This is a genomic window from Paenibacillus phoenicis (genome assembly GCF_034718895.1).
GTDB classification, from domain to species: domain Bacteria; phylum Bacillota; class Bacilli; order Paenibacillales; family Paenibacillaceae; genus Fontibacillus; species Fontibacillus phoenicis.
Genome location: NZ_JAYERP010000001.1, coordinates 897,124 through 921,334, shown reverse-complemented (window position 1 = coordinate 921,334; position 24,211 = coordinate 897,124). Strand labels below are relative to the sequence as shown.

19 protein-coding genes are annotated in these 24,211 nt (G+C 52.6%); 7 read left to right on the top strand and 12 right to left on the bottom strand.

Annotated features, from left to right (window positions below; genetic code table 11):
- Positions 1-72: 72 nt before the first annotated feature.
- From U9M73_RS04300 to U9M73_RS04280, 5 genes are all read right to left on the bottom strand, one after another.
- On the bottom strand, positions 73-510 hold the full coding sequence (locus U9M73_RS04300; RefSeq protein ID WP_260071215.1) for a GNAT family N-acetyltransferase: 438 nt from the start codon (positions 508-510) through the stop codon (positions 73-75).
- The gene (gene rpiA, locus U9M73_RS04295) at positions 495-1,181 is read right to left on the bottom strand and encodes a ribose-5-phosphate isomerase RpiA (protein ID WP_323076416.1); all 687 of its coding nucleotides are present in this window, start codon (positions 1,179-1,181) and stop codon (positions 495-497) included. The genes U9M73_RS04300 and rpiA overlap by 16 nt, the downstream gene beginning before the upstream one ends.
- Before the next feature lie 157 nt (positions 1,182-1,338).
- Positions 1,339-2,604: a bacillibactin exporter BcbE gene (bcbE, locus tag U9M73_RS04290; protein ID WP_323076414.1), complete on the bottom strand. Its 1,266-nt coding sequence runs from the start codon at positions 2,602-2,604 to the stop codon at positions 1,339-1,341.
- Positions 2,605-2,685: 81 nt separating this feature from the next.
- Complete coding sequence (gene helD, locus U9M73_RS04285; protein ID WP_323076413.1) at positions 2,686-5,031, bottom strand: RNA polymerase recycling motor HelD; 2,346 nt, start codon at positions 5,029-5,031, stop codon at positions 2,686-2,688.
- A 221-nt stretch (positions 5,032-5,252) separates the two neighbouring features.
- Positions 5,253-6,281 carry an FUSC family protein gene (locus tag U9M73_RS04280; RefSeq protein ID WP_036643723.1) on the bottom strand — a complete coding sequence of 343 codons (1,029 nt, stop codon included), beginning with the start codon at positions 6,279-6,281 and terminating at the stop codon, positions 5,253-5,255.
- A gap of 141 nt (positions 6,282-6,422) precedes the next feature.
- On the opposite strand from U9M73_RS04280, the gene U9M73_RS04275 reads away from it, so the two are divergent.
- Positions 6,423-6,965: a hypothetical protein gene (locus tag U9M73_RS04275; protein ID WP_009222943.1), complete on the top strand. Its 543-nt coding sequence runs from the start codon at positions 6,423-6,425 to the stop codon at positions 6,963-6,965.
- 85 nt (positions 6,966-7,050) lie between these two features.
- On the opposite strand, the gene U9M73_RS04270 is transcribed toward U9M73_RS04275, so the two are convergent.
- Both U9M73_RS04270 and U9M73_RS04265 read right to left on the bottom strand, forming a co-directional pair.
- Positions 7,051-8,127: an AI-2E family transporter gene (locus tag U9M73_RS04270; RefSeq protein WP_009222942.1), complete on the bottom strand. Its 1,077-nt coding sequence runs from the start codon at positions 8,125-8,127 to the stop codon at positions 7,051-7,053.
- Positions 8,128-8,215: 88 nt separating this feature from the next.
- Positions 8,216-9,310: a lactonase family protein gene (locus U9M73_RS04265; protein ID WP_009222941.1), complete on the bottom strand. Its 1,095-nt coding sequence runs from the start codon at positions 9,308-9,310 to the stop codon at positions 8,216-8,218.
- Between the two features lie 173 nt (positions 9,311-9,483).
- Between U9M73_RS04265 and U9M73_RS04260 the strand changes: the two genes are divergently transcribed.
- Positions 9,484-9,840, top strand: a complete 357-nt coding sequence (locus tag U9M73_RS04260; protein WP_009222940.1) for a LytTR family transcriptional regulator DNA-binding domain-containing protein — start codon at positions 9,484-9,486, stop codon at positions 9,838-9,840.
- A gap of 99 nt (positions 9,841-9,939) precedes the next feature.
- Here U9M73_RS04260 and U9M73_RS04255 read toward each other — a convergent pair whose 3' ends face one another.
- A complete protein-coding gene (locus tag U9M73_RS04255; protein ID WP_009222939.1) occupies positions 9,940-10,932 on the bottom strand; it encodes an aldose 1-epimerase in 993 nt (330 codons plus the stop codon).
- Between the two features lie 130 nt (positions 10,933-11,062).
- Complete coding sequence (locus U9M73_RS04250) at positions 11,063-12,325, bottom strand: MFS transporter (RefSeq protein ID WP_260071712.1); 1,263 nt, start codon at positions 12,323-12,325, stop codon at positions 11,063-11,065.
- Positions 12,326-12,430: 105 nt separating this feature from the next.
- Here U9M73_RS04250 and U9M73_RS04245 point away from each other — a divergent pair, with 105 nt between their 5' ends.
- The 4 genes from U9M73_RS04245 (at position 12,431) to U9M73_RS04230 (ending at position 18,109) form a co-directional block, all read left to right on the top strand.
- Positions 12,431-13,318, top strand: a complete 888-nt coding sequence (locus U9M73_RS04245; RefSeq protein ID WP_009222937.1) for a C40 family peptidase — start codon at positions 12,431-12,433, stop codon at positions 13,316-13,318.
- 176 nt (positions 13,319-13,494) lie between these two features.
- Positions 13,495-14,412 carry a type 2 periplasmic-binding domain-containing protein gene (locus tag U9M73_RS04240; RefSeq protein WP_323076411.1) on the top strand — a complete coding sequence of 306 codons (918 nt, stop codon included), beginning with the start codon at positions 13,495-13,497 and terminating at the stop codon, positions 14,410-14,412.
- A gap of 100 nt (positions 14,413-14,512) precedes the next feature.
- The gene (locus tag U9M73_RS04235; protein ID WP_323076410.1) at positions 14,513-15,565 is read left to right on the top strand and encodes a LacI family DNA-binding transcriptional regulator; all 1,053 of its coding nucleotides are present in this window, start codon (positions 14,513-14,515) and stop codon (positions 15,563-15,565) included.
- A gap of 102 nt (positions 15,566-15,667) precedes the next feature.
- Positions 15,668-18,109, top strand: coding sequence for a glycoside hydrolase family 94 protein (locus U9M73_RS04230; protein WP_260071715.1), 2,442 nt, complete (start codon positions 15,668-15,670; stop codon positions 18,107-18,109).
- Between the two features lie 88 nt (positions 18,110-18,197).
- Here the strand turns inward: U9M73_RS04230 and U9M73_RS04225 are convergent, their stop codons facing one another.
- Positions 18,198-19,718, bottom strand: a complete 1,521-nt coding sequence (locus tag U9M73_RS04225) for a DHA2 family efflux MFS transporter permease subunit (RefSeq protein WP_009222933.1) — start codon at positions 19,716-19,718, stop codon at positions 18,198-18,200.
- Positions 19,708-20,160, bottom strand: a complete 453-nt coding sequence (locus U9M73_RS04220; protein ID WP_260071716.1) for a MarR family winged helix-turn-helix transcriptional regulator — start codon at positions 20,158-20,160, stop codon at positions 19,708-19,710. The genes U9M73_RS04225 and U9M73_RS04220 overlap by 11 nt, the downstream gene beginning before the upstream one ends.
- A 249-nt stretch (positions 20,161-20,409) precedes the next feature.
- On the opposite strand from U9M73_RS04220, the gene U9M73_RS04215 reads away from it, so the two are divergent.
- Complete coding sequence (locus tag U9M73_RS04215; protein ID WP_036643720.1) at positions 20,410-21,660, top strand: methyl-accepting chemotaxis protein; 1,251 nt, start codon at positions 20,410-20,412, stop codon at positions 21,658-21,660.
- A gap of 255 nt (positions 21,661-21,915) precedes the next feature.
- Here the strand turns inward: U9M73_RS04215 and U9M73_RS04210 are convergent, their stop codons facing one another.
- Entirely contained in the window at positions 21,916-24,108 is a 2,193-nt protein-coding gene (locus U9M73_RS04210) for an alpha-galactosidase (protein WP_323076409.1), read from the bottom strand.
- Positions 24,109-24,211 lie beyond the last annotated feature (103 nt).

The window sequence follows — 24,211 nt, the reverse complement described above, 5'->3', positions numbered from 1 at the left end:
TGAGCGAATTTTTATCAAGATGATTACGCAAAAAAAGCCGCGGGGTTCTCCCCGCAGCCTTTCAGCCGGACCTTATTCATCCTCTTCGTTCTCTTCCACTTCATAGATGCAGCGAAACCGTTCTTCCCCGATGGCTTCATCCCAAAACCCGGTAATTTGAAACCCGATGTTCCGGAAAAAATCTGCGCCTGCCTCATCGGTAATGGCCTCCATCCGCTCCGGAGATGCTTCCGTGAGGGCGAGCAGCACCAAGGCTCGTCCATACCCTTTCATCCGCTGTTCTGGATGGACGGCAAGATGGATGATTTCAAGCGTCTGCGAAGCGTTGACACGATAGCCGATAATTCCGGCAATCCCCGCTTCCTCTTCATATCCATACAGCTGATATGTATCCTCTTCCCGGTACAAACGAGCCGCGTCCTCCAGCGCATCCGGGTCAAACATCACCGCATATTCCAGCAGCTCCCGAATGACAGGCTCGTCCACCCTCGCTTTTATTGATTTGAACATGGTGCCTCCTTAATTTCTGTACGCCCATCCTCATAACCAATCACGACGGTTTGCGCAATGCCAACGAACAGTCCGTGCTCGACAACGCCTGTCATCGCCTTCAACTCGTCGCTTAACCGGGCAGGGTCAGCGATTTGTCCGAAGACCGCATCCACGATGTAGTTCCCGTTATCGGTCACGTACAGCTGATCCCCCTGCATCCGCATTTCGAACGGAACATCGTAACGGCTCTTCAGCTCCCGCAGGGTCCATTCGTAACAAAACGGCACCAACTCAATCGGCAGTTTGAAACGCCCCAATGTAGGAACCATCTTGCTATGATCGGCAATGACGATAAACCGATCGCTGTTGATCGCGACGAGCTTCTCCCGAAGCAGCGCTCCCCCGCCGCCTTTGATCAGCGCCATTTGCGGATCCACCTCATCGGCCCCGTCGATCGCCAGATCCAATCGGTCCACGTCCTTCGCCTCAATTAGCGGGATGTGATATTTCGCGGCAAGCTCCTCTGAAGCCTTCGAAGTTGCGATGGCACGAATTTGCAACCCGTTCCCCACCATCTCGCCGATTTTCTCGATCGCATAATAAGCGGTTGACCCCGTCCCGAGACCAACGGTCATTCCGTCCTTTACCCATTCTGCAGCGCGGTAACCCGCCGCCTGTTTGGCATTCATGTCTACCCCTCCAAAATCATGATGTTCGTACCTTTGCCCGCTCGAACACCTCTGTCCCAGCGGCACTTTCGCTCCTAATCATACCAAAAAAGCCCGGACAATAGAACAGCAGCGTAACCGATCGTTCCGCTGCTGCCGAGAGTCCATGCCCTTATGCCTAGCTGTGATGGAAAGCCTTTACCACTTTCGTACGTTTTCGGGGCTCCTTGGGCTTGATTGCGCCACCGTGCCCGGATTCCGGCTTGACCATCGTCAGCAGCAGGATGACCGCCACCAGCGACACTCCGGCGATGACGAAAAACATCGTCATATGGCCAGCCTTCATCAGCAGCGACATCACCGGCGGCCCCGCCGATACACCGATAAACCGCATGCTGCTGTAGAGTGAAGTAATCGTACCTCGCATTTCCTTGTCGACACCTTCGGTGATCAAGGCATCGGAGCTGGGCAGGACGATGCCGATACCAGCGCCGCAGACGATCAGGCAAACGATCACAAAATAGATGTTGTTGAAAAAGCCGATGCCAAATAAGGCGCCGGTCGATAGGATTAAGCCTGCGACGCCAGACCATTTCATCAACTTTTTGTCCTTGCCGATTTTTTTCCCGGTCACATAAGAAGCCAGACATAAAGCTGCCAGCGGAATCGCCAGTACCAACCCCTTGATCACACCGTCCAGGCCGTGTTTTGCTTCCAGTTGCTCAGACAAATAAAACAGCACGCCAAACAACAGGAACATCGAAATGCAGCCGATCGCAAAGATGGCATACAGCCAGCGGCCTTTTTGCTTCAGCACCACTTTGACGGCAGAGATAAATTCCCTCAGCGGCTTGGCCTTCTCCCGATCTTTCGGTTCCCGCACCAAAAACAGCACCAGCAATAGCGAGATCAAACATAATACCGGAATCGACAGAAGCGGCACATACCAGATCCAAGCGCCAAGCAGTGCACCTAAGATCGGGCTGAGCACTTTGCCAAACGTATTGGAGGTTTCGATCAAGCCTAAATTGTGGCTGACTTCCTCCTCACTTTCATACAGATCGCCGACCAGCGGCAACACGATCGGGAAGGCGCCAGCCGCTCCGATCCCTTGCAGGAAGCGACCGCCTAGGATCAGCCAGTATACGGCCAGCCCGTTCACAAACCAATCCGCCACGCCAGAAATACAGCCGCCGATTCCCGCGATAATCAAGCTGGGCACAATGATCGCTTTACGGCCGAATTTATCGGAAAGATAGCCGGCAATCGGAATCAGCAAGATCGCAACCACCGCATACACGGTGATCAGCATACTGACCTGAAAGGAGTTGACATGAAGCTCACGGGCAATCTGTGGCAATATCGGAATCAGCATGGAATTTCCCAGCGTCATAATAAGCGGTATGGAGGCCAATGCAATCAAATCGCCTTTTTTGCCGAGCATCTAACCATCAGGCCACCCTTCACGAATGAAGTTTAAACAGACCCGGTTAGTGTGATACATTTAGCCGAAATTATACCGCTGTCAAGGAACCAGAATATAGGTTGATTTCGAAGCTTCCCGGATAAACCGGCTAGGTTCGCCTACGGAGTAAATGCGCAGCAAGTGCATCGCTCTTGTGCAGGCCGTATAAAACAACTTCCGTTCGGCTTCTCTCGTGTACTTCCGGTCGGAACCGTCGTAAATCAGTACCGCATCGAACTCCACACCTTTGGCCAAATACGCCGGAATGACATGAACCCCTTTCTCAAAGGATAACGTCGTCTTCTTGATCAGCTTGGCCGGCAGCTTAGCGCTAAGCCGATCGTAGGCTTGCTTGCTTTCCTCCGCCGTTTTACAGATGACGGCAATCGATTCATATCCGTCCGCGCGCAGCTGACCGATCGTTGCCTCCAGCGAAGCGTGGAGCTTATCTGCATCGTCAACCAGGTGAACCTCCGGCATCTCGCCTTCCCGGTTAAACGGAACGATCGCCTCCCCGCCAGGGATCATCTCGCGGGTGAACTCAACAATTTGGCGGGTGGAACGGTAGCTTTGCTCCAGCGTAATCAACTCGCTCTCCTCCGCACCGTACAAATCGCTGAATACAGAAGACTGCTGAAGCACCGAGGCGTGAGCATAAATCGCCTGGTTCAAGTCGCCGAGCGCCGTCATTTTGGCCCGCGGGAACAGCCGCTTCAGGAAGAACAGCTGGAACGGCGAATAATCCTGCGCTTCGTCGATAATGACGTGACGGATCGACGTGTTGGACCGGAAGCCAAGCAGCAGCTCTTTTAAATAGAGGAAAGGCGTAATATCTTCATAGAACAGCTCGCCCCCCGCAATCTTCTGCAGCGTTTGCTCACAGATATCTTCCCACTGATCTGGAAGCTCTTCTTGATGGACTTCCCGGAAGATCGTCAGGTCGCTGAACAGCTGCATATATAGACGCGTCACATCAACGAACCGCAGCGATTTGACCCATTTCCGGAGCGGTTTAAGACGATCGCTGACAACCATTTTGGCCAAAATCGTCTTCTCATCCTCGTAATCGCTGAATGAAGGACTTTTACCATGCTGCTTGCGCCGCATGCGCTGGTAAGCCCGCTGGTAGTCCTCTGCATCCAGCAGCTGAATTTGTTCCTCTACCCAAGGCTGATCCAGCTCGGACTTACCAAAGGCCGCGATGGCCTTCAGCAGCCAATCTTTTAACAGCTCACAACGGTTGGCCAGCCGGATCGCGGGATCATAAGCATAAAATTGCCGGGCAATTTCCTCCACGCCAACAATTTCCTTGCCTTGAAAGCGGAGCGGTTTAAAGATCATCCCTTTCTGCTCCAGCAGTTCCTTATACCGCGTGATCGCATGCAGGAACTGTACCGACGATTTAAAACGGATTCCGCTGACCCGAGCTTGATAAGCCTTATCCTCAGGAGCAGAGAGGACAAATTCGATTTGTACAAACGGGTCTTCGAGCTGGAATTCTCTTCCGAGCCGATGCTCCAGATACTCCTGGAACGTCGTTTGCAGCATATTTTCTTCGCCCAGCTCCGGAAGCACCGTTGAAACATAGCTGTTAAACATCGGATTGGGCGAGAACAAAATCATCTGATCCGCTTGCAGCACCTCGCGGTGCTTATAAAGCAAGTAAGCGACCCTCTGCAAGGCGGCCGATGTCTTGCCGCTGCCGGCGGCCCCTTGCACGATCAGCATCCGGCTGCGATCGTTGCGGATGATTTTATTTTGCTCACGCTGGATCGTGGCCACGATGCTCTTCATCTGCGCATCAGAGCTGCGGCTTAACACCTGCTGCAGCAGCTCGTCGCCAATCGTGACGCCGGTGTCGAACATCACCTTGATGCGGCGCCCGTTGATCACGAACTGACGTTTTAGCGTCATCGTCCCTTTGATCGTACCGGACGGCGTCTCATAGGAAGCCGGACCCGGAACGCTGTCATAATAGAGATTGGAAATCGGGGCACGCCAATCATAGACGAGGAACGTTTCATCCCCCTCTTCGAGCAATGAAGCAATCCCAAGATAGATGGCTTCCACCGGTTCGCCGTCTTCAGCGAAATCAATGCGCCCGAAATAAGGAGACTGCTTTAGACGTTTCAGCTTCCCCAACGCGATAGAGGCATGCTGGTGGCTTTTCTCCCGCTCTGCGAGCACCTGGGACTGCTGCCGTAAGCTAGTTGACGTTTCACCGACATCATCCGCTTCGCTGAAGTTCACCGTTACTTCGTCCCAAAAGTTCTTCCGCATCTCAACGACATCGCCGCGTACGCTGCCAACCTCCCGCTCCAGCTTGCGGATTCTGGCGTCGATTTGGTCGGCCACGTACTCCACGCGGCGCTGTTCTTCCTGCCATGCCTGATCTGTATGGTCCAATTAAATCGCTCCCTTGAATGACATCTAACTTTATCTACAGCTGATATCTTGACAAATGATAAAAAGCATGTTAAAATTGATTTGGATGAAATCTGATCTGCAACAACGATTGATAGTCTATCTTTTATTGTACCAAGATGAACTTTACTTATCAATCTATGTTTACACGATGAATGACATGAAAGTCCTGCCTTAAAGGCAGGACTTTTTTGTTATTCCCATTAATCGCCGGTCGCTGCTGTGGAGTGATCTGCCAACCGGTTGAGCCGCTCCAATTGGTGACCGTATTCATACATTTCGGCTGACACGATGGATAAGCGCAACACGCCTGTGCGCTCGGCTGCATATCGGTCCAGCATCCGCCGCAGGAATTCGTCGTTTTCCGTTTCGAACTGCATCGATTCGCAGTAGCCCGGCTTCAGCTTGTCATCAAACTTCAGCATGACATGCTCGTGGAATTTGGTCAGCTTCTCCAGATGCTCGTCAAATTCTTGATTTAATTCCGGCGTGCGAGCCGCCTGGAAATAATGCTGCTCCACCGCGTTCAGCACCTCAAGCCCTTGGCGAAGCGTGCGCAGCATTTGCTTATACACCACAAGTTGACGATGGTCGCTAAATTTCGGTGCTTTGATTTTCTTCTGATCCTCCTCCATCAGCTTATACTTATCTGCTAATTGGCTGATGGTATCCTCAAGTTTACGCTTATCGGACCGGAACACCGCTTCCTTAATCTCATCGGAAATCGCCGTTCTTAGCAGCAGCGACAGCCGATCAAACGTTTGCCGGACCTGTTGCTCGAACTGTACCTTTGGTTTGGGCGGGAACAAGACGATGTTGATAATAAAAGCTGAAAAAATACCAATTAAGCTCAACAGAAAACGGTTTAACGCAAATTCCCACTGGCCTGACGCCTCCATCACGGACACGACCGTAACCAGTGTAATGCCAATCGTATCCCCCATTTTCAGCTGCAGACAGATCATGATCACTAGAATGCAAACCAGCCCTACGGCGATGGGTTCATTGGAGAAGACCATGCCGCCCAGCATCGCTAACACGGCCCCAAGCGTATTCGTCTGCAGCTGATCGATCAAGTAACGCCAGGAACGATAAATGGTCGGCTGCATGGCAAAAATCGCGGCGATCGCCGCGATCACCGGCGAGGATAATCCCAGTAAAGTACCGGCATATAAAGCCAGTGTAACCGCAACCCCCGTTTTTAGCATTCTTGCGCCAAATGTCACTTCCATTCCCCCTACGTCCCCCAGCACATTCCATTTATTTTAAGCAAAATTTTAACAAATATTAAGGTTCATCTCAGATATCCTGCCTGTTTTTGGTCAAAACTGATAAAGGCAAGGACCAAATAATTCTATACGAAGAGGTGAAAAATGTCCATGTTTATGGAGAACTTGAAACCGATGGCTGGCAAATTGACCCTTGCACTTCTGCTGGCTGCCGGTTCGGCTGCTACGGCGGGCACCGCATATGCGGAAACCGGCGCTCCGGCGGATCAAACGCCGCAGGTGAGTCCAAGTCCGTCGCAGACGGAAACCAAGCCGCATAAGCATCACCCGCACGGCCATTTCCGCGGCGGTCACATCGTCAAAGATACGGCCGAAATGCTGGGAATCGAGCCCAAAGCCCTGGTAGACCAACTGAAGCAAGGCAAGACATTGCTGCAAGTCGTGCAGGCCGAGAAAGGCTGGAGCGAAGAGGAATATCTGAAGAAGCTGACCGAGTCCGCGAACCGGAATATCGACAAAGCGCTGGCTGAGGGCAAAATCGACCAGGAAAAAGCGGACAAAATGAAGTCCAAGCTTCCGGACAAGTTGAAGAAGGTCATCAACCGCAACTGGAAGGACCGGATACCGGGACAGCCTGCAGCGGATTACCAAAATAACAAGGTCAACTGGAGCCATATGGTTCACTGACCCAGGTGAATAACTACGGACAACCGTGAAAAAACCGCTGGGCGGCCTAAAAGGTACGCTCAGCGGTTTTGCATGATCTAACGATTTATTTCTCTTCCGGCGCCCCCGTCTCCACTGCAGGTCCTACCGCTTTATGTGGAGTCCCTCCTACGGGAACCTCAACGATATCCAACAGGAAGATAAAGATCGGTACACCAACGATCAGTCCCCAGACCCCAAGGAAATGCTCAGAGACCAGCAGAATGAGGAAGGTGAAAAAAATCGGCAAATGCGTTTTGTTGGACATGAATTTCGGGTTTAAGAAGTACGTTTCAACTGCATGAACAAGCGCGATCATGATGAGGACATAGACGATTTTGATCAATCCGCCAATTTTAAAAGCGATCGCACACAGCGGAATCAGCGAAATGATAACCCCCATAACTGGAACAAGCCCTAGCAGGAAGATCATGATCGCCAGGGCGATCAGATTCGGAAACCCTAAAATCCATAGGAAAATGGTCGATAATACCGCATTTACCGTTGCAATCAAAAACTGCACTTCAATCACTTTGCCGAAGGACTGAACGAATTTGCGACCGAAGTACTCCAGCTCCTTGAACAACCCTCCGATCCGGCTTTCCCGAAACTGGACGGCAAAGTTCGTGACCTTCTCTTTCTCCAGCAGGAAGAACAAGCTGAGTACGATCGCGATGAACAGATTTAAGCTCCATTCGCCGATATCCGTCAGCGTGCTGAGCAAGAACGTAAACCCGTTGTTAATATATGCCGATAGATCGATATCTTTCAAGTACTCCACGATGTAATTCAAAATCGGGTTATCCGGGAGCACCGGCGGGTTCGAATAGAACGAAATCACCTGGTTAACCAAGTCGGTCAGCTCGGTAAGCAGCACCGGCATATAATAGTAGATGGCGGAACCAAGCAAGGTAATTAGCACGACGTAAATAAACAGCACGGTGACGGTTCGATTGATGCGAATCACCTTGGCTACGTTCCGGCTGATGAAATTGTGCAGCCGATTGATTAAATACGTCAGAATAAACGTAATGAGCAGCATATTCAGCATACTGCGGGCGAAATACAAAACGAGGACGACAAACAGCAGGGCAAGCACCCTGCGGAATCCCGCCATTTGAAACAGTTCCTTAAAAAACGTCATGAGTCACAAACGGCTCCTTCACAGTTACTGGAGGGTATTCCCCTGCGTTAATCTTAAGCGAGCCGTTAAGACTTTGCAAATAAAATAGTTAGAACCATACCGGCTTTACGCAAACCGGCTTGGATACGGATACGGTTCGGCCGGTAAACGTTAAGCGTCCGCTATCGGGATCAACCGTAAAGACAGCCAGCAAGTTGTTATCCCGGTTCGCCGCAATCAGATGTTTACCGTCCGGGGTAAGCGCAAAATGCCGCGGATGACCGCCTTCGCTGGAGACATGTTCAACCAAGGTAAGCCGTCCGCTCTCCGGATCGATTGCAAACTGCACTAAGCTGTCATGGCCGCGATTGGAACCGTACAGATAACGGCCGTCTGCCGAAATGGCTACCTCTGCCGTGGTGTTCTCCCCGGTATAATCAGCAGGCAACGTGGGTACGGTGTCCTGCAAGGCCAGCTCTCCGGTTGTTGCATCATAAGAAAAAAGAGAAATCGAGGAATTCACTTCATTGATGGAATAAAGCCACTGCCCGTTCGGATGGAATGCAAGATGTCGCGGACCAGCCCCCGGCGGCGTAGACGCTTCGCTTCGGTAAACCAGCTGTCCGGATTCAGGTTCAAACGAATAGACGAAAATGCGGTCCAACCCCAAGTCGGCCACCAACGCGTATCGGTTATCCGGGCTGAAAGTAACAGAATGGGGATGCGGACGATCTTGGCGCACCGGATCAGCCCCTTGCCCTTCATGCTGGCGCTCGTCAACCAACTTGCCCACGGTTCCGTCTGCTTGAAGTGCCACAAGGCCAACGTTCCCTCCGTGATACCCCGATACGGCGGCAAATCGACCGCTGCGGTCAAGTTGAATATGCGAGGAGGAAGGGCGAATCGTCACTTCCCGGTTCAATTCACGAAGCTTGCCGCCCGCATCCACATCAAACGCAACAACTTCCCCGATCCGCTCCCCTCCCAAGGTCGTTTCGGAAATCGCGTACACCTTGCGGGAATCTTGATGGATGCCCAGGAATGTGGGGTTCTTTAACCCGGACGCTTGATCCAGGAGACGGAGCTCCCCTGCGTCCAAATCCATTTCATATGTGTAAACTCCGGGATCGCTCGCTTCAGCATACGATCCCACAAATATCAGCAATCGTTGTTGTGAGACTGACAAGTGAAATTCCTCCTTCATATGAAGCTTGTTTAAATGATGTCCCCCATATTTTTCCGTAATTCACCCAAAAAGTCCAGTCTCGCCCGGGATAAAGTTAAATTTGAAACTGAAATGAGGCCAGCTACCCAAACCAGATAAAATATGATATACTGTAAGCGCTTCCGAAAGCATCTTCTAAAGGGGGATTTGGAATGATGAACGTCGGACTCGAAGAAAGAGGCGTCTACGAGGATCTTAATCCTTACGAGACGTATTTCTTCAAGATCGGAGCTCACGGACTGGTTTGCTTCCATGGACGGAATTACAGTATTAAACAGAGATTATCCGCCGAACAGACCTCGAAGTTGATCTCAGACCCTCGCTTTTACCGCATCAGCACGAACTGCTATGTGAACCTGACCCAAGTCTCGGAAATTCGCGATAACGTTGTTTGGTTCCGGGATGAACGGCATGGGATCAAGACGATTTCGGTCCCCAGACGTAATCTGGAGCAATTGAAACGGCTGATCCCGTCTCAACGCGGCAAAGTCACTGCCGGAGTGAACTAACCCTCCGCTGAACTGACCTGCCAAGCGGCCAAAGGCAAAAAGCAGCCTGACTCGCACCGTCGTAGACGGCCGGGTCGGCTGCTTTTTCCGTTGTCCCTCTTATTTCACGTATAGACGGGCGCGTTCCTCCCAAATCTCGCCGGGAAGCAGGCTAAACAGACCAATTTCCTCTGCCGGTAAATTCGACTTTGGTGCGTTCACCAGATTGATCTGCGGCTCCGGACAGAAGAAGCCTTCCGTCGCCCCGTTATTCCAAATCATCCATTGCTTGTAGGAGGTCCCTACGTCATACACGAGCGTCTTGCCGAGCTTCGTATCGGTCAGCTCCATCCGGTTTCTGCCGTTTTGCGGTACCGCCGTGTAATGGTTATCCATCGAAGCGAAGAACGGATAGACGCCTTCCCCTTTCATCTGCTCTTCTTCATCTGTCAGCGGCTGGAAGGATCCGGTTGGGAGCATCCGCTCGCTCATTTGCCAACGCTGCCCGATCGTGAGCTTGACCTTGTAATCCTTTGCCGTACTTTCAGGCGCAAACGGTGCATTCACCGCGGTATGGAAGGCTAGCAGACATGGCATCTCTTTGTCGCCGTCATTGCGGATGAACACCTGCTGAGCCAAGCCATCATCGCTCAACGAATATCTCAGCCGCATTGTAAATTTAAAGGGAAGGTACCGATACACCTCGTGGTTCTCGTCAACCGACACTTTGACAGAAACGTAACTTTCCAACGGGGTCTGTCCGAAATCCTCAACCTCCCAGGCCGTCGTATGTAGAAATCCGTGCAAATGGTTGTGAGTTGCGGCCTCGTTCACCGGGAATTGAAGAACTTCATCTTTCCACGGGAATTGTCCGTCTTCATAACGGTTGGGCGGGAACAGCACCGGGATCCCGTGGACGCCGGGATTGCTTTTGAACGCCTCCATCTCCTGTTCACCGGGCTCACGCAAGAAACGGTAACCGCTTTCGACATCGCGGAAAGCGATCAGATTGCCGCCGATTTCCGGCAGCATCACCGCCTCATAACGCCCGGATTTGAGCCAAACTGCTTTTTCTCCTTGATAAGTGCCTTCATAAGCCGTTCTTTGTGCCATGGATGGTAATCTCCCTTCATTGCTTAGCGCTCATCTTGTAATATACCTTAAAGCGCCTCCAAAAGTCACCCCTGTCCATCACAACAGCTTTAGGGTCGCAAATTATCATGTTGTCTCCATCCGCTTTACATCATGCATCGCGCAAGATTTTGCGACCCAAGCTTGCAGCCAAGACGATCATGGACGCCCCAACGAACAGTTGCATGCCAAAGATTTGCGTCCACATCGGCCACGATTCAATCCATTCCAACACCTGCCCGCCGAGCAGCGGACCAAAGAAAGAGGCCACCCCCGTGATCGCCGAATACATCGCCATATACATCGGACGCTCCGATTTGGGCGTGTCGCCAATCATAAAGTTAAAGGCCAGTTGGTTAAATCCGCCGACGCCAACCCCAAATATCATATGGGCCAGGAAGAGCACAGGCAGCACAGGCAACACGGACAGTCCGCCCCAGCATAGAATCGCCAGCGCAATGATCGGTAGCGTCCAGAACAGCAAGCGACGATTGCTGTAACGCGCATTCAGATTCCCCCACACGTAAAAGCTTCCCATCATAAAGACCGTCTGGGTCACATTTAAAAGCGAGATCGTCTGATAATTGATGTGCAGCAGCTCCAACATCACGTACGAGTACAGCGGCACGACAAGGTTCTGCAGCAGCAGGAAGCCGGCCAGAAACAACGTTGCTTTCATAAAGGCTCCGTCCTGGAGCGGTTTACGCAGCATCGGCATAAACTTGCTTTCCGCTGAGCGCTCGAAAGCCGCATCGGGATAGAACATAAACACGATGATGTTGGCGATCGCGCAAATCCAGATCACGATATATAAGTAAAAGAACCCCTGCGCCGCCGGATAATGGTCCAGCACCATCCCACCCAAAAACATCACCAACGTGTTCAGCGCATTAAGAAACGTATTACGGATTCCAAAATATCTTCCCCGTACGCGGGCCGGCACAATATCGCTAATCAGCGAGTTCCACAGCATCGCTCCAACCGTATTAAATATAAACGCCGCGATATATAGAGCGATAAATCCGGCAACCCAATAATGGCGCGGTAAAACAAACGGAACAAGGCCCGTTGCCCCCCACAGAATGCGATGCAGCCCAACGAACAGCACCAGCGCCCATTTGCGGCTGGTTAATCGCTGAATGAGAAAAGCAACGGCGATTTGAGCAATATTCACGAAAGTCGTTATCGCCAGGACAAAGCCGATTTGCGCTGAATTCGCCCCGAGATACAGCAGAAATCCCGTCAGGAACTGACCGCCAAGCAACGTTTGGAAGATCGTGGAGGGCACGCCCTCCCAGGTCGCGATCGCCAAGTTGCGGCGCTGGCGGGACGGCTTTCTCGATACAAACGATTTTTGCATAATATTGCTCTTCATTGTTGATGGATGCTCCTTTGATTTCTCTCTCCGAATAGTTCTGTCTCTTTTTTTACATACTTCAAGTGATTCGCTAATCTAAATGAATGGAGTGCTAATGATCTTATGCGGATTTCCTTGAGGTTTGGGATGTTCCTTGTTTGTTTGACCCTGCCGCTGACCATGATCACTTCCTGCGGCCAGCAGGATCGGCTCCGCTCGAATGCTGTCCCTCCATCCGGCAATTCCCCGGTGAGAACAGAAGCCATCACCGAATCCAACGGCACAACCTGGGTGCCGTTAACGCAAGTGGCTCAGAGCCTTGGCCTGCGATTGCAGGAGAACAGTGACAGCGCCAATCTCGGTTATACCGATGTGATGTTTACCGTCCAGCCTAGCCAGAGACATGCGATTTCCTTTGGGCAGCCGATCGCTCTGCCTCAGGCGCCGGTGCGTGAGAACGGTCAGCTCTATATGACGATGGATGCCGTATCCGCCCTGCTGCAAACCAAAGCGAAGATCGATTCCCGCACGGGAAAGCTTAGCTTTGACCGCATTACCCCGGCGGGCGGCAATATTCCACCGCAGACAGGAACGAGCCGGTACGGAGTTCTAGGCGTTGCCGAACATCAGGATGAGATGGTCGCCTATGCCAAGCAGTTTTTAGGCGTACCTTATGAATTTGGCGCCGCACCTTACGAACAGTCCAAAAAATTTGATTGTTCGTCCTTCACCCGTCATGTCTTTAAGAAGTTTGGTCAAGACCTGCCGCGGCTGGCCCGGGATCAAGCCAAAGAAGGCGTGCCGGTGACGCGGGATCAACTGCAAGTGGGAGATTTGATCTTCTTCACGGTCCCCGGCCGGTTTCAATCCGACAAAATTCCCGGCCATGTCGGCATCTATATCGGCGACGGCAAATTTATTCATACCTGGGGTGCTCCCGGAGTTCAAATCAGCCCGCTGGACAGCGGGTATTGGAGCACAGTGATCCTTTCCATGCGCCGGGTCCGTTAGTTTCAACCACCCCAAGGCTTAAAGTAAAGGCCGGGGAACCGCAAGGTTCACCCGGCTTTTTTCCTGCCGATCAGCGATTTCCCTTCGATACAAATACAAAGTATAATGAATGTAGGCATCACTTTCCATATAATATTTATACATTAAAACCTTGATGGATTTAGAGGAGAAAGACGATGGACAACGACAATCTGAAACAGGCTTATGAGGTGCTTGGACTGCCCGAAAACGCTTCCCGCGAAGAACTGGAGAGAGAATTCGACATTTTGCTGCGCAAATCCCGCTCACGCAACCTTGATCCCGGCGAAGCCGAGGAAATCGAGCGTAAGATCCAGGCTTACAAGCGGATCGTGGAGACGGAGGAACAGCGCAAGCTCGCGGAGTTAACCCGCAGGCGTTATGCGAAGTGGGGCAAATTTGCCGGGACCGCTGAGAAGGTTGACGATTTTTTTCGGCTTTATCGCAATTATGTGATCATCGGAATCATTGCCATCGCAGCTATTATTTGGGGGACGAATGCTTATCTTAACCATCTTGAAGAACAAAAACGACTGGCCGCCCTGCCTCCCATCGATCTGTCGATCATCATGGCCGGCAATTATTTGACTGACGACCAGAACGGCGGTGTCGACGCTCTGGAGCAAACGATGACAGCGCAAATTCCCGGATTCCAAAGAGTGGAAATTGAAATGCTGTACTTACCGCCGCAAGGAGAAGCCTTGAGTACCGCGGATATCGCTTATCAGCAAAAAGCGATGGCCGTGATCGCTTCGACAAGTCCGGATATTTATATAACCGATGCGCCTACCTTTGAGTGGTTATCGAATGGCGGCGCTTTTCTCAGCCTCGATGATTTGGTTAACGGTGAATTAAAGGATTTTCTGACGGAAAACAACCTTGTCAAGGATGTATCCGACGAGGACAATACCGAGCATGTGTACGGCATTAAAGTCACCAACAGCACTCTCGTCAAGGAGCTGCCGCTGGGTTATACAGACTTGATTATTTCGCTCCGTGTCGACGCGAAGAACAAAGACAAAGCGATCACGATGATAAAGACCTACTTGGAGAATCTCCCGAAGGCGGCGGAATAGCCGCCATTTTTTCGTGCGTTTTTTCATAATTGATTAATTTCAGGGGATGCTATAAAATAACCCTATAAACGCGCGTTTACGAAAGTGGGGACAAACCTTTATGCGCAGTGAAGACATCGCCAAACTGGCCGGGGTGTCCCGCAGCACCGTATCACGGGTGATCAACAACTATCCGAACGTTCCGGAAGCGACCAGGGCCAAGGTGCTCCGCGTCATTGAGCAGCACCATTACGAGCCGAATAGCTTCGCCCGGGCGCTCGCCGGCAAACGGACGGATACGATCGGCCTGTTCGCCATCAGCATGACAGAGAAAGAAGACACAAGCCGCATCTACCAGAACAGCTACTTTGCCCCGATCGTCGACATGGTCGTCGATACGGCCAATGCCCGCGGATTTTATGTACTGATTCATACCGTTTATTCGCCGGGCGATTTCCAGAAGGTGAAGCAAGCCTTCCTGCAGAAGCGGATTGATGGCGGAATTCTGGTGGGCACGCAGAAGGACATCGAGCTGGTTCGGGAAATGGTGGATCAGGAAGCGCCGTTAGTGCTCATCGATTATGACATCGCGGAAATCATGACCGAGCGCCTGAACAAAAATCATCTGGCGGTTATCAACTCCAATGACTATGAAGGCACGGTCCAGGCGATCGAATATTTGATTGAACTTGGGCATCGCGACATCGGCATTTTGAAAGGCAGCATGAATACGTACTCGGGTCGTGAGCGATACTTAGCTTATGAGCACACGCTGCAGAAGCACGGATTGCCGCTGCATGAAGCGTATATCCTTGAGGGCGAATTCCTGAAGGAAAGCGCCTACCGCGAGGCTCAGCGGCTGATCGAGCAAGGAAACTGGCCAACGGCCTTATTTTGCGCCAACGACGATATGGCCATCGCTGCGATGGAAGCGTTTGCAAGAAAAGGGATCAGCGTACCGGAGCAAGTGTCGATCATCGGCTTTGACGATGTCGAGTTAGCTTCCCGGGTTACGCCGAAGCTGACGACCGTCCGGCTGCCCATCGATGAGATGGCCAAGGCTGCCGTATTCAAAGTGATTGAGCTTTGCGAAGCGGAGCAACCTACCTTCAGCACAGTCAGCTTCCCAACTCGTCTGGTGATCCGGGATTCCTGTCAACCCCCGGCGAAATAACCAAACACCCTACCCTCCTCCCCGATCTTTTAACGATCGCCGGAGGAACCTTTTCTCATCAAAATAAACGCGCGTTCACAAACGAAGGGAGAGTTCCTGTTCATGAAATTTGGAGCATTTGACGATCAGCGTAAAGAGTATGTGATTCATACGCCGCAAACCCCTTACCCTTGGATTAACTACCTTGGCAATGAGCAATTTTTCGGACTCATCTCCAATACCGCCGGCGGTTATACATTCTATCGCGATGCGCGCCTGCGCCGGTTGACCCGCTATCGCTACAACAATATTCCGCTGGATACCGGCGGACGTTACTACTATCTCCGCGACCACGACAACGGCGATTTCTGGACGCCGGGCTGGATGCCGGTCAAACGCGAGCTGGATTTCTACGAATGCCGGCACGGTTTGGGATATACGTCGATCACCGGGGAACGCGGCGGCATTTCGGTCACTCAATTGGCGTTTATTCCGCTGGGCTACAACGGCGAAGTGCATCGCCTGACAGTGAAGAATACGAGTTCCCAGACGAAGAAGGTCTCTCTCTTCTCTTTTGCCGAGTTCTGCCTGTGGAACGCTCAGGACGACATGACCAACTTCCAACGCAACTTGAGCACCGGCGAAGTGGAAGTGCTGGATTCCGTCATCTATCATAAAACGGAATACCGTGAGCGTCGCAATCACTATGCCTTCTATTCCGTGAACCGCGACATCGACGGCTTTGATACGGACCGCGAATCGTTTGTAGGGCTGTATAACGGCTTGCACGAACCGCAGGTCGTTGTAGCCGGCAGAGCTTCCAACTCCGTAGCCAGCGGCTGGTCCCCGATCGGCTCGCATGAAGTGACGCTGAAGCTTGCCCCAGGCGAAACGCAAAGCCTGATCTTTATCCTCGGTTACGTTGAAGTGCCGGAAGAAGAGAAATGGGAATCCCCAGGTGTCATCAACAAAAAACCAGCGCTCGAGATGATCGAGAAATTCGCTACGGACGCCGACGTTGACCGCGCTTTGGCAGATCTTGCTGCGTATTGGGACGGCCTGTTGTCCAAATACCAAATCCAAAGCGGCGACGACAAGCTGAATCGCATGGTAAACATCTGGAATCCGTATCAATGTATGGTGACGTTTAATATGTCCCGTTCGGCTTCGTATTTCGAATCCGGGATCGGCCGCGGCATGGGCTTCCGCGATTCCAACCAGGATTTGCTTGGCTTTGTGCATCAAATCCCGGAACGGGCCCGCGAGCGGATTCTCGACATCGCCGCTACGCAATTTGAGGACGGCAGCGCATATCACCAATATCAACCGCTCACCAAGAAAGGCAATAACGAGATCGGCAGCGGCTTTAACGATGACCCGTTGTGGCTTGTGCTGGGTACAGCGGCTTACATCAAGGAGACCGGCGACATCAGCATTCTGGATGAACAAGTGCCGTTTGATAACAATCCGGACAATACCGCAACGCTGTTCGAGCATTTGAAACGCTCCTTCTACCACGTCGTGCACAACCTGGGACCGCATGGTCTGCCGTTGATCGGCCGCGCAGACTGGAACGATTGCCTCAACCTGAACTGCTTCTCCAAGGAGCCGGGTGAGTCGTTCCAAACTACGGCGAACATCGAAGGCCGCGTAGCTGAGTCCGTATTTATCGCCGGCTTGTTCGTCTTCGTAGGCCCAGACTTCGCTGAAATCTGCCGGATCCGCGGGTTGGAATCCGAGGCGAAGGAAGCGCTGGAGTGGACGGAGAAAATGCGCAAAACGACGCTGGAGCACGGCTTTGACGGCGACTGGTTCCTGCGCGCTTACGATCATTACGGTGAGAAGGTCGGCAGCAAGGAAAACGCCGAAGGCCAAATCTTCATCGAGCCGCAAGGCATGTGCGTCATGGCAGGCATCGGCGTCAAGGAAGGCTTGGCAGCCAAAGCGCTCACTTCCGTTGAGAAGCGCCTTGATACGAAATACGGGATCGTGCTGCAACAGCCGCCGTATTCGAAGTATTATCTGAACCTGGGCGAAATCTCCAGCTACCCGCCGGGGTACAAAGAGAACGCCGGGATCTTCTGCCATAACAACCCTTGGATCATGATCGCGGAAACCGTATTGGGCCACGGCGATCGGGCGTTTGAAGTATACAAAAAAATCGCCCCGGCTTACCTGGAGGACATCAGCGAAATCCATCGGATGGAGCCGTACGTCTACTCGCAGATGATTGCCGGCAAAGACGCCGTACGTCACGGCGAAGCGAAGAACTCCTGGCTCACCGGGACGGCAGCCTGGAACTACGTAGCAATCACGCAAGCTATTCTTGGCGTGCAAGCTGACTTTAAAGGGCTGAAAGTGGATCCTTGCATTCCGTCGGCATGGGACGGATACGAAATCACCCGCGTCTTCCGGGGGGACACGTACGTCATCCGCGTGAGCAACCCGAATCATGTGGAAAAAGGCGTGGCCAGCATCACGGTGGACGGCCAGCCAATTCAAGGCAACATCATTCCGCCGGTTGGCGACGGCGGCGTTCACCAAGTCGAGGTTGAGCTTGGGTAAGCCCCTGTTCTCAATAAGGTGCGAAAATGAAAAAGGTACAACTGCTCCAATCGAGTGGTTGTACCTTTTCTAATTATGGGAGAACTCACTAAGCCTTCGCAGGTTTCATGCCGGTTTCCTCTTTCCCAGTTCCCTGACCTTCTTTATTTACCTGCACTTTGCGGATAAAGAACGATAAGATGAGAGCCACCAGCGTAATCCCCGTCGCCACGACAAAGGCAAAATCAATCCCGTTGATCGTCGCATCCCGAGTGATCAAGGCGACTTGTTGGGCGTTAGCCGGGTCTTTCGGATTAATTCCGGCCGCGAGAATCATTTCGGCCGCCTTATCCTTGGCACGCGAGGACATGATCGTCACGAGAAGTGCGGTCCCCAATGCTCCCGAGATGGTCCGCAGCGTGTTGGACATCGCGGTGCCATGGGCATTCAGCCGCGCCGGCAGTTGGTTGAGACCGGCCGTCTGAATCGGCATCATTAACATCGACATCCCAAACATCCGTGCGGTGTACATCAAGATGAGATGAGTATACGTCGTATCTACGGTCAAATTGCTGAATTCCCAGGTCGTTACGGTGGTGATGGTCAACCCGATAACCGCCAGCCAGCGAGCGCCAATCCGGTCAAAGATCATCCCGGTAATCGGCGACATAATCCCCATCAAAATTGCCCCCGGCATCAACAGCAGCCCGGATTCCACGGGGGAGAAGCCGCGGATGTTCTGCAGGTAAATCGGCAGCAAGATCATCGCCGCATACAGCGCCATGGTGATCACCACATTGATGATCGTAGTCAGCGAAAACATATCGTAACGGAATACGCGGAACTCCAGCAGCGGCTTATCTGATATCAGTTGACGCCACAGGAACAAGCCCAAGGTGATAACGCCGACAATCAGGCTGACGACAACATCTGTCTCGCCCCAGCTGGTGCTGCCAGCTTCACTAAACCCATACAAGATACCGCCAAAGCCGATTGTCGACAAGATGATCGACAAGACGTCCAGGTTTGGACGGCCAACCTGGGTTACATTTTTCATAAAGATTACGCCAAGAATAATCGAAAGAACCGCAAACGGGAAAATAATCCAGAACAAAACATTCCATGGGTGATGCTCAATGATCCAGCCGGAGAGCGTTGGTCCAACCGCAGGGGCGAAGATCATGGCGATCCCCATCATCCCCATCGCTTGCCCGCGCTTCTCAATCGGAAAGATCGTCAGGAAGACGACGGTCATCAGCGGCATCAGCACACCGGCGCCGGCCGCCTGCACCAGTCTCCCGATGAGCACCATTTCAAAGTTAGAACCGATTCCGCAAATGAATGTGCCCGCCGAGAACAAAACCATGGCGGAAATAAACAGCATCCGTGTCGTAAATCGTTCCATCAAAAAGGCGCTGATCGGAATCAAAACGCCGTTCACCAGCATAAATCCAGTCGTTAACCATTGGATCGTCGTCGCTCCAACGCCCAAGTCGTCCATCATTTTCGGCAGGGCAACGTTCATCAAGGTTTGGTTCAGGAGGGACACAAATGCCCCGATTAATAGCGCCATTACAATCGGCCATCTCTTGAAGTTAACGGCCGGTACAGCAGCAGTATTACTGTTCATAGGTTTCCTCTCTCACTTTCTCTAAGGATGCGATAATTTTGCGGTGGGTTTGCAGCATCTGGTCGATGTCTTCCCCCGCTGCCTCCAGGACCGCCGAGAACGCCCGGGTATATTCGAGGTCCGTCTTCCGATATACCTCCATTCCCTTGTCGGTGATTTGCAAGAACACGGACCTCCGATCGCTGTCCACCCGTCCGCGCTCCACGAGCCCCGCTTTGACCAGACGATCAATCACGCCGCTGACCGTGCTGTTCCCCATCCGCATCTGTTCGGCAAGCTCCGTCACCCCGATTTGCGGATGATGATGAATTCGCTTTAAGGCCATGAACTGGATGCCGGTGATGCCGAAGGGCTCGGCTTGTTTGGATAGCAATTGGTAAAAGGCTCTCTTCACCTCGCGGAAGGATTCCACGATCTCATGCATGCGTTGCTTCTGGTCCAAACGGTGCTCATCCTTTAACACTTAGTTCTACTCTTTAATATTTCGTATGCGAAACAATCCATTACTATATTTAACAGAGCATCAAGTTTATTGTCAATATGGGTATCACAAATATTATCAATAGACAAAATTGGATGATTTTCAACCTTCGGATAGCATTTCGCGGAAGATTTCATTCTATACCCCTGACGTGTTGAATGATATAATCATGGTAGAATTCACCTATTACTTAAGGAGGACATGAATCCCATGACATGGTTCAACCGACTTCCCTTATCCGGAAAGATCTCCGCTGCCTGTTATCTTGTGGCCGCGCTCTTTGCCGTACCATCGCTGCTCGCCTTCATCCTGCTGGGACATATCGTCATCGGTATCTTGCTGATCGTCGTGTTGGCAGCGCTTACCTTCCCGCTTTCGCGTTACCTCCAGAAAGCGCTTACGGATTCATTCGATGATATCACCAGCGCTTCGGCCAAAATCGCCAAAGGGGATTTTACCAGTCGAATTTCGGAATCCGGAGGCATGGATGATCTCAGCCGCTCCTTCAACAGCATGGTGGACAAGCTGCGCAAGATCCTCCAGGAAACGTCGGATATCACCCGCAAGGTAATGGATTCCAGCCGGAAGATTTCCGACCGCAACCAGGAGCTGATTGAAGTCATGACCCAAGTCACCCACTCCTCCAACGAGCTGGCTCTTGGTGCCAACGCCATCTCCGAAGATGTCAGCGGCATGAAGGACGCGATTGGCGAGATTGAGCAGAAGGTGAGCAATTACACCGAAGCCTCCCGTGAGATGAATCAGCGTTCCGAAGAAATGATTCAATTGGTAGAGCGTGGACGTGAGTCCGTCTCCCGTCAAGCGAGCGGGATGCGCAAGAACATCGAAGCAACTGAGAAAGTGGCTGAGTCCATCGAGGCTTTGGCGAAAAACGCGCAGGGGATCACCAAAATTACGGCAACCATCTCTGAAATTGCTGAACAGACCAATCTGCTGTCGCTGAACGCTTCGATTGAAGCGGCGCGGGCGGGCGAACATGGAGCCGGGTTTGCCGTGGTTGCCCACGAGGTTCGCAAGCTGGCTGAAGAATCCACCGCCTCAACCAAAGAGGTATTTAATCTGGTTCGCAGCATCGAACAAGACGTGAAGCAAGCTGGACAGAACATTAAAATCAATGAAGAAGTTGTCCGGCAGCAAAGCGAAATGATCCGGGAAGCAGAGCAAATCTTCCAAGAGATCGTGCAAAGCGTGCAGTATATTAGTGAGGAAATCGCCGCATTCGCCAGAGAGAGCGAGGAGATGCTGGAGAGTGCGCAGAACATCTCATCGGCGATTCAGAACATTTCCGCCATCACCGAGGAATCCGCGGCAGGCACGGAACAAGTCTCGGCATCCATGAACGAGCAGATTACCTCGATCCGCGCGATGGCCGAAGAGGCCGAAGCGATGAAAAATGCCGTGTTCCAGCTGCAGAAGACGATACATATCTTCAAGTTTTAATCGAACCACCCACCGCCCAGTCCCTTTTGCATAGGGGCTGGGTTATTTTTCTTTTTTTCGATAAGATATGAGGAGTCTAGCGTAAGCACAAATCATTATCCAATGGAGGGATTTGGGATGAAAGTTATCAACTGCTGGAACCGCATCGCCATTTCCACGGGGATGTTCCCCGGCTGCCATGATATAGTGAAACCTGCGTAAGCATCATCAAAAAAAGACCTGATGGAGTTAACCTCCCTCAGGTCTTTGCGTTATTTATAGCTTCGCTTTCAAGTGAACCATCTTGCTGCTGAAATCGCCGCGCACCGAAGCCATGGACAAGCCGGCGTTCATCAAACGGTCGCCGCCATACACTTCGCCGCTTCCGACCACCTCGTAATCTTTGGCCGGGTCAAGTCCTTGCAGCTTGACGCTGCGCAGCGGGCCATTAGGTTCCGCAAGGACGCGGAAATAGAACAGCAACGCTTCGCTCTGATCCGGGCTAACGAACATCCACGCCGTCTCATTTCCTTCGAACGGGCTTTGCAGACGGTACAGATCCCCTTGCTGCACCAATCCGCGGATTTTTTTGTAGAGTGCGATCTGGCGTTTGGCCGTCTCCTTCTCTTCTTCCGTAAACCGGGTAAGATCTAATTCGTAGCCAAAATTGCCGGACATGGCCACATCCCCTCGGAACGTCAGCGGGGTCGTCCGCTCTACTTGGTGGTTTGGCACCGCCGAGACGTGCGCGCCCATCGTCGACACCGGATATACGATGCTGGTGCCGTATTGAATTTTCAAACGCTCCGCCGCATCCGTGTCATCGCTCGTCCAAGTCTGCGGCATGTAGTACAGCATGCCCGGATCAAACCGCCCGCCGCCGCCGGAGCAGCTTTCGAACAAAATATGCGGGAACTCGCTCGTCAGACGCTCCAAGAGCTCGTACAGCCCCAACATATAACGGTGGGCGACTTCCCCCTGCCGCTCCGCCGGGCTGACCGCTGAACCAATCTCCGTCATGTTCCGGTTCATGTCCCATTTCACGTACGTAATCGGCACCGTCGAGAAAATGGCACTTAAGCGCTCATACAGATACTGACGCACATCGCTGCGCGACATATCCAGCACCAGCTGGTCGCGGGCTTCTGTCCGCCGCCGCCCCGGAACGTGCAGACACCAGTCGGGATGCGCCCGGTACAGATCGCTGTCCGGGGAGACCATTTCCGGCTCGAACCAAAGGCCGAACTGCAGCCCGGTGTCCTTCACGCGGCGGGCCAGGTCCTTGAGCCCGTCAGGCAGCTTGCGGCGGTCCTCGAACCAGTCGCCTAACGAGCTGTTATCCCGGTCGCGCCGGCCAAACCAACCGTCGTCGAGCACGAACAGCTCGATGCCCAGCTCGCTGCCCGCTTGGGCAATCGCCTCGATCTTGTCCGCGTTGAAATCAAAATACGTCGCTTCCCAGTTATTAACGAGAATTGGCCGCTCCTGATCGCGGAATTGCCCGCGGCAGAGCCGAGTCCGATACAACCGGTGATAGGTTCGGGACATGCCTCCCAGCCCATCAGCAGAATACACAAGCACCGCCTCCGGGGTTTGAAAGCTCTCGCCCGGCTCCAGCTTCCACGTAAAGTCAAAAGGGTTGATCCCGATCTGAACCCGGGTTGTCCCAAACTGCTCAACCTCGGCTTCAGCGGTAAAGCTGCCGCTGTAAACCAAGCTGAAGCCATAAACCTCACCATGCTGCTCCGTCGCATCCGGCCGCAGCAGCGCCAGGAACGGATTCTGCTGGTGGGAGCTCGACCCGCGGCGGCTGCTGATCCCGGTCACCCCCGGTGCGAGCCGTCTGCGCTGCACATGGCGTTCACGAGCCCAAGCGCCGGATAAATACAAGGCGTCGTAAGCCGCGTCCGGGAAATCCACCGAGGCGCTGAGCGCCCGCTCCAGTTGGATCGACTCGCTGCTTCCGTTCGTGAGCCGGGCGGATCTGGCGATGGCGTCAAAATCAGCAAACACTGTATAGCTCAGGACGACGACCAGTCCGGAAACGCGATCTTCCAGCTCCAGCTCCAGCGTTTCTGCCTCATGGTCTTGCTCAACATATACAGCAGGAAGCCCCTTCAGCACCGGCTTACCCGGAACGATCCGGTGGGAGCGATACGTCAGCTCGGTTGCCCGGGTACCGTTCGCAAGCCGCACCTGATATGCCGGGCTCCGGAAGTCACTTGTTCCGTATTGCGGATATTCCTGTGGGAGAGAATCCAGCGAAATCGACTTATCCTCCGGGATCGGGTTCGGACTAAACGAAGCGCGTTCCTGGAAGGTCAGCAGCTGATCGAGGTTGCTGCCATGGCGCAGCTTGGCCCCGAAATAAGCATGGGCAGGATACCCGTGAACCAATTGAATCAAGTAACTTGTATTGCGGGACTGCAAATGGAAAAGGCCTTTCGCTTCATCGAAAAAGATAGGCATTCTCGATCCTCCTGGTAGGTTCTCATCTAAATTGGACTAGCGTTCATCTTCTTCCATTCTACTATCAACCCCAGGAGGAGTAACGAGAATAAAGTGATCTTCT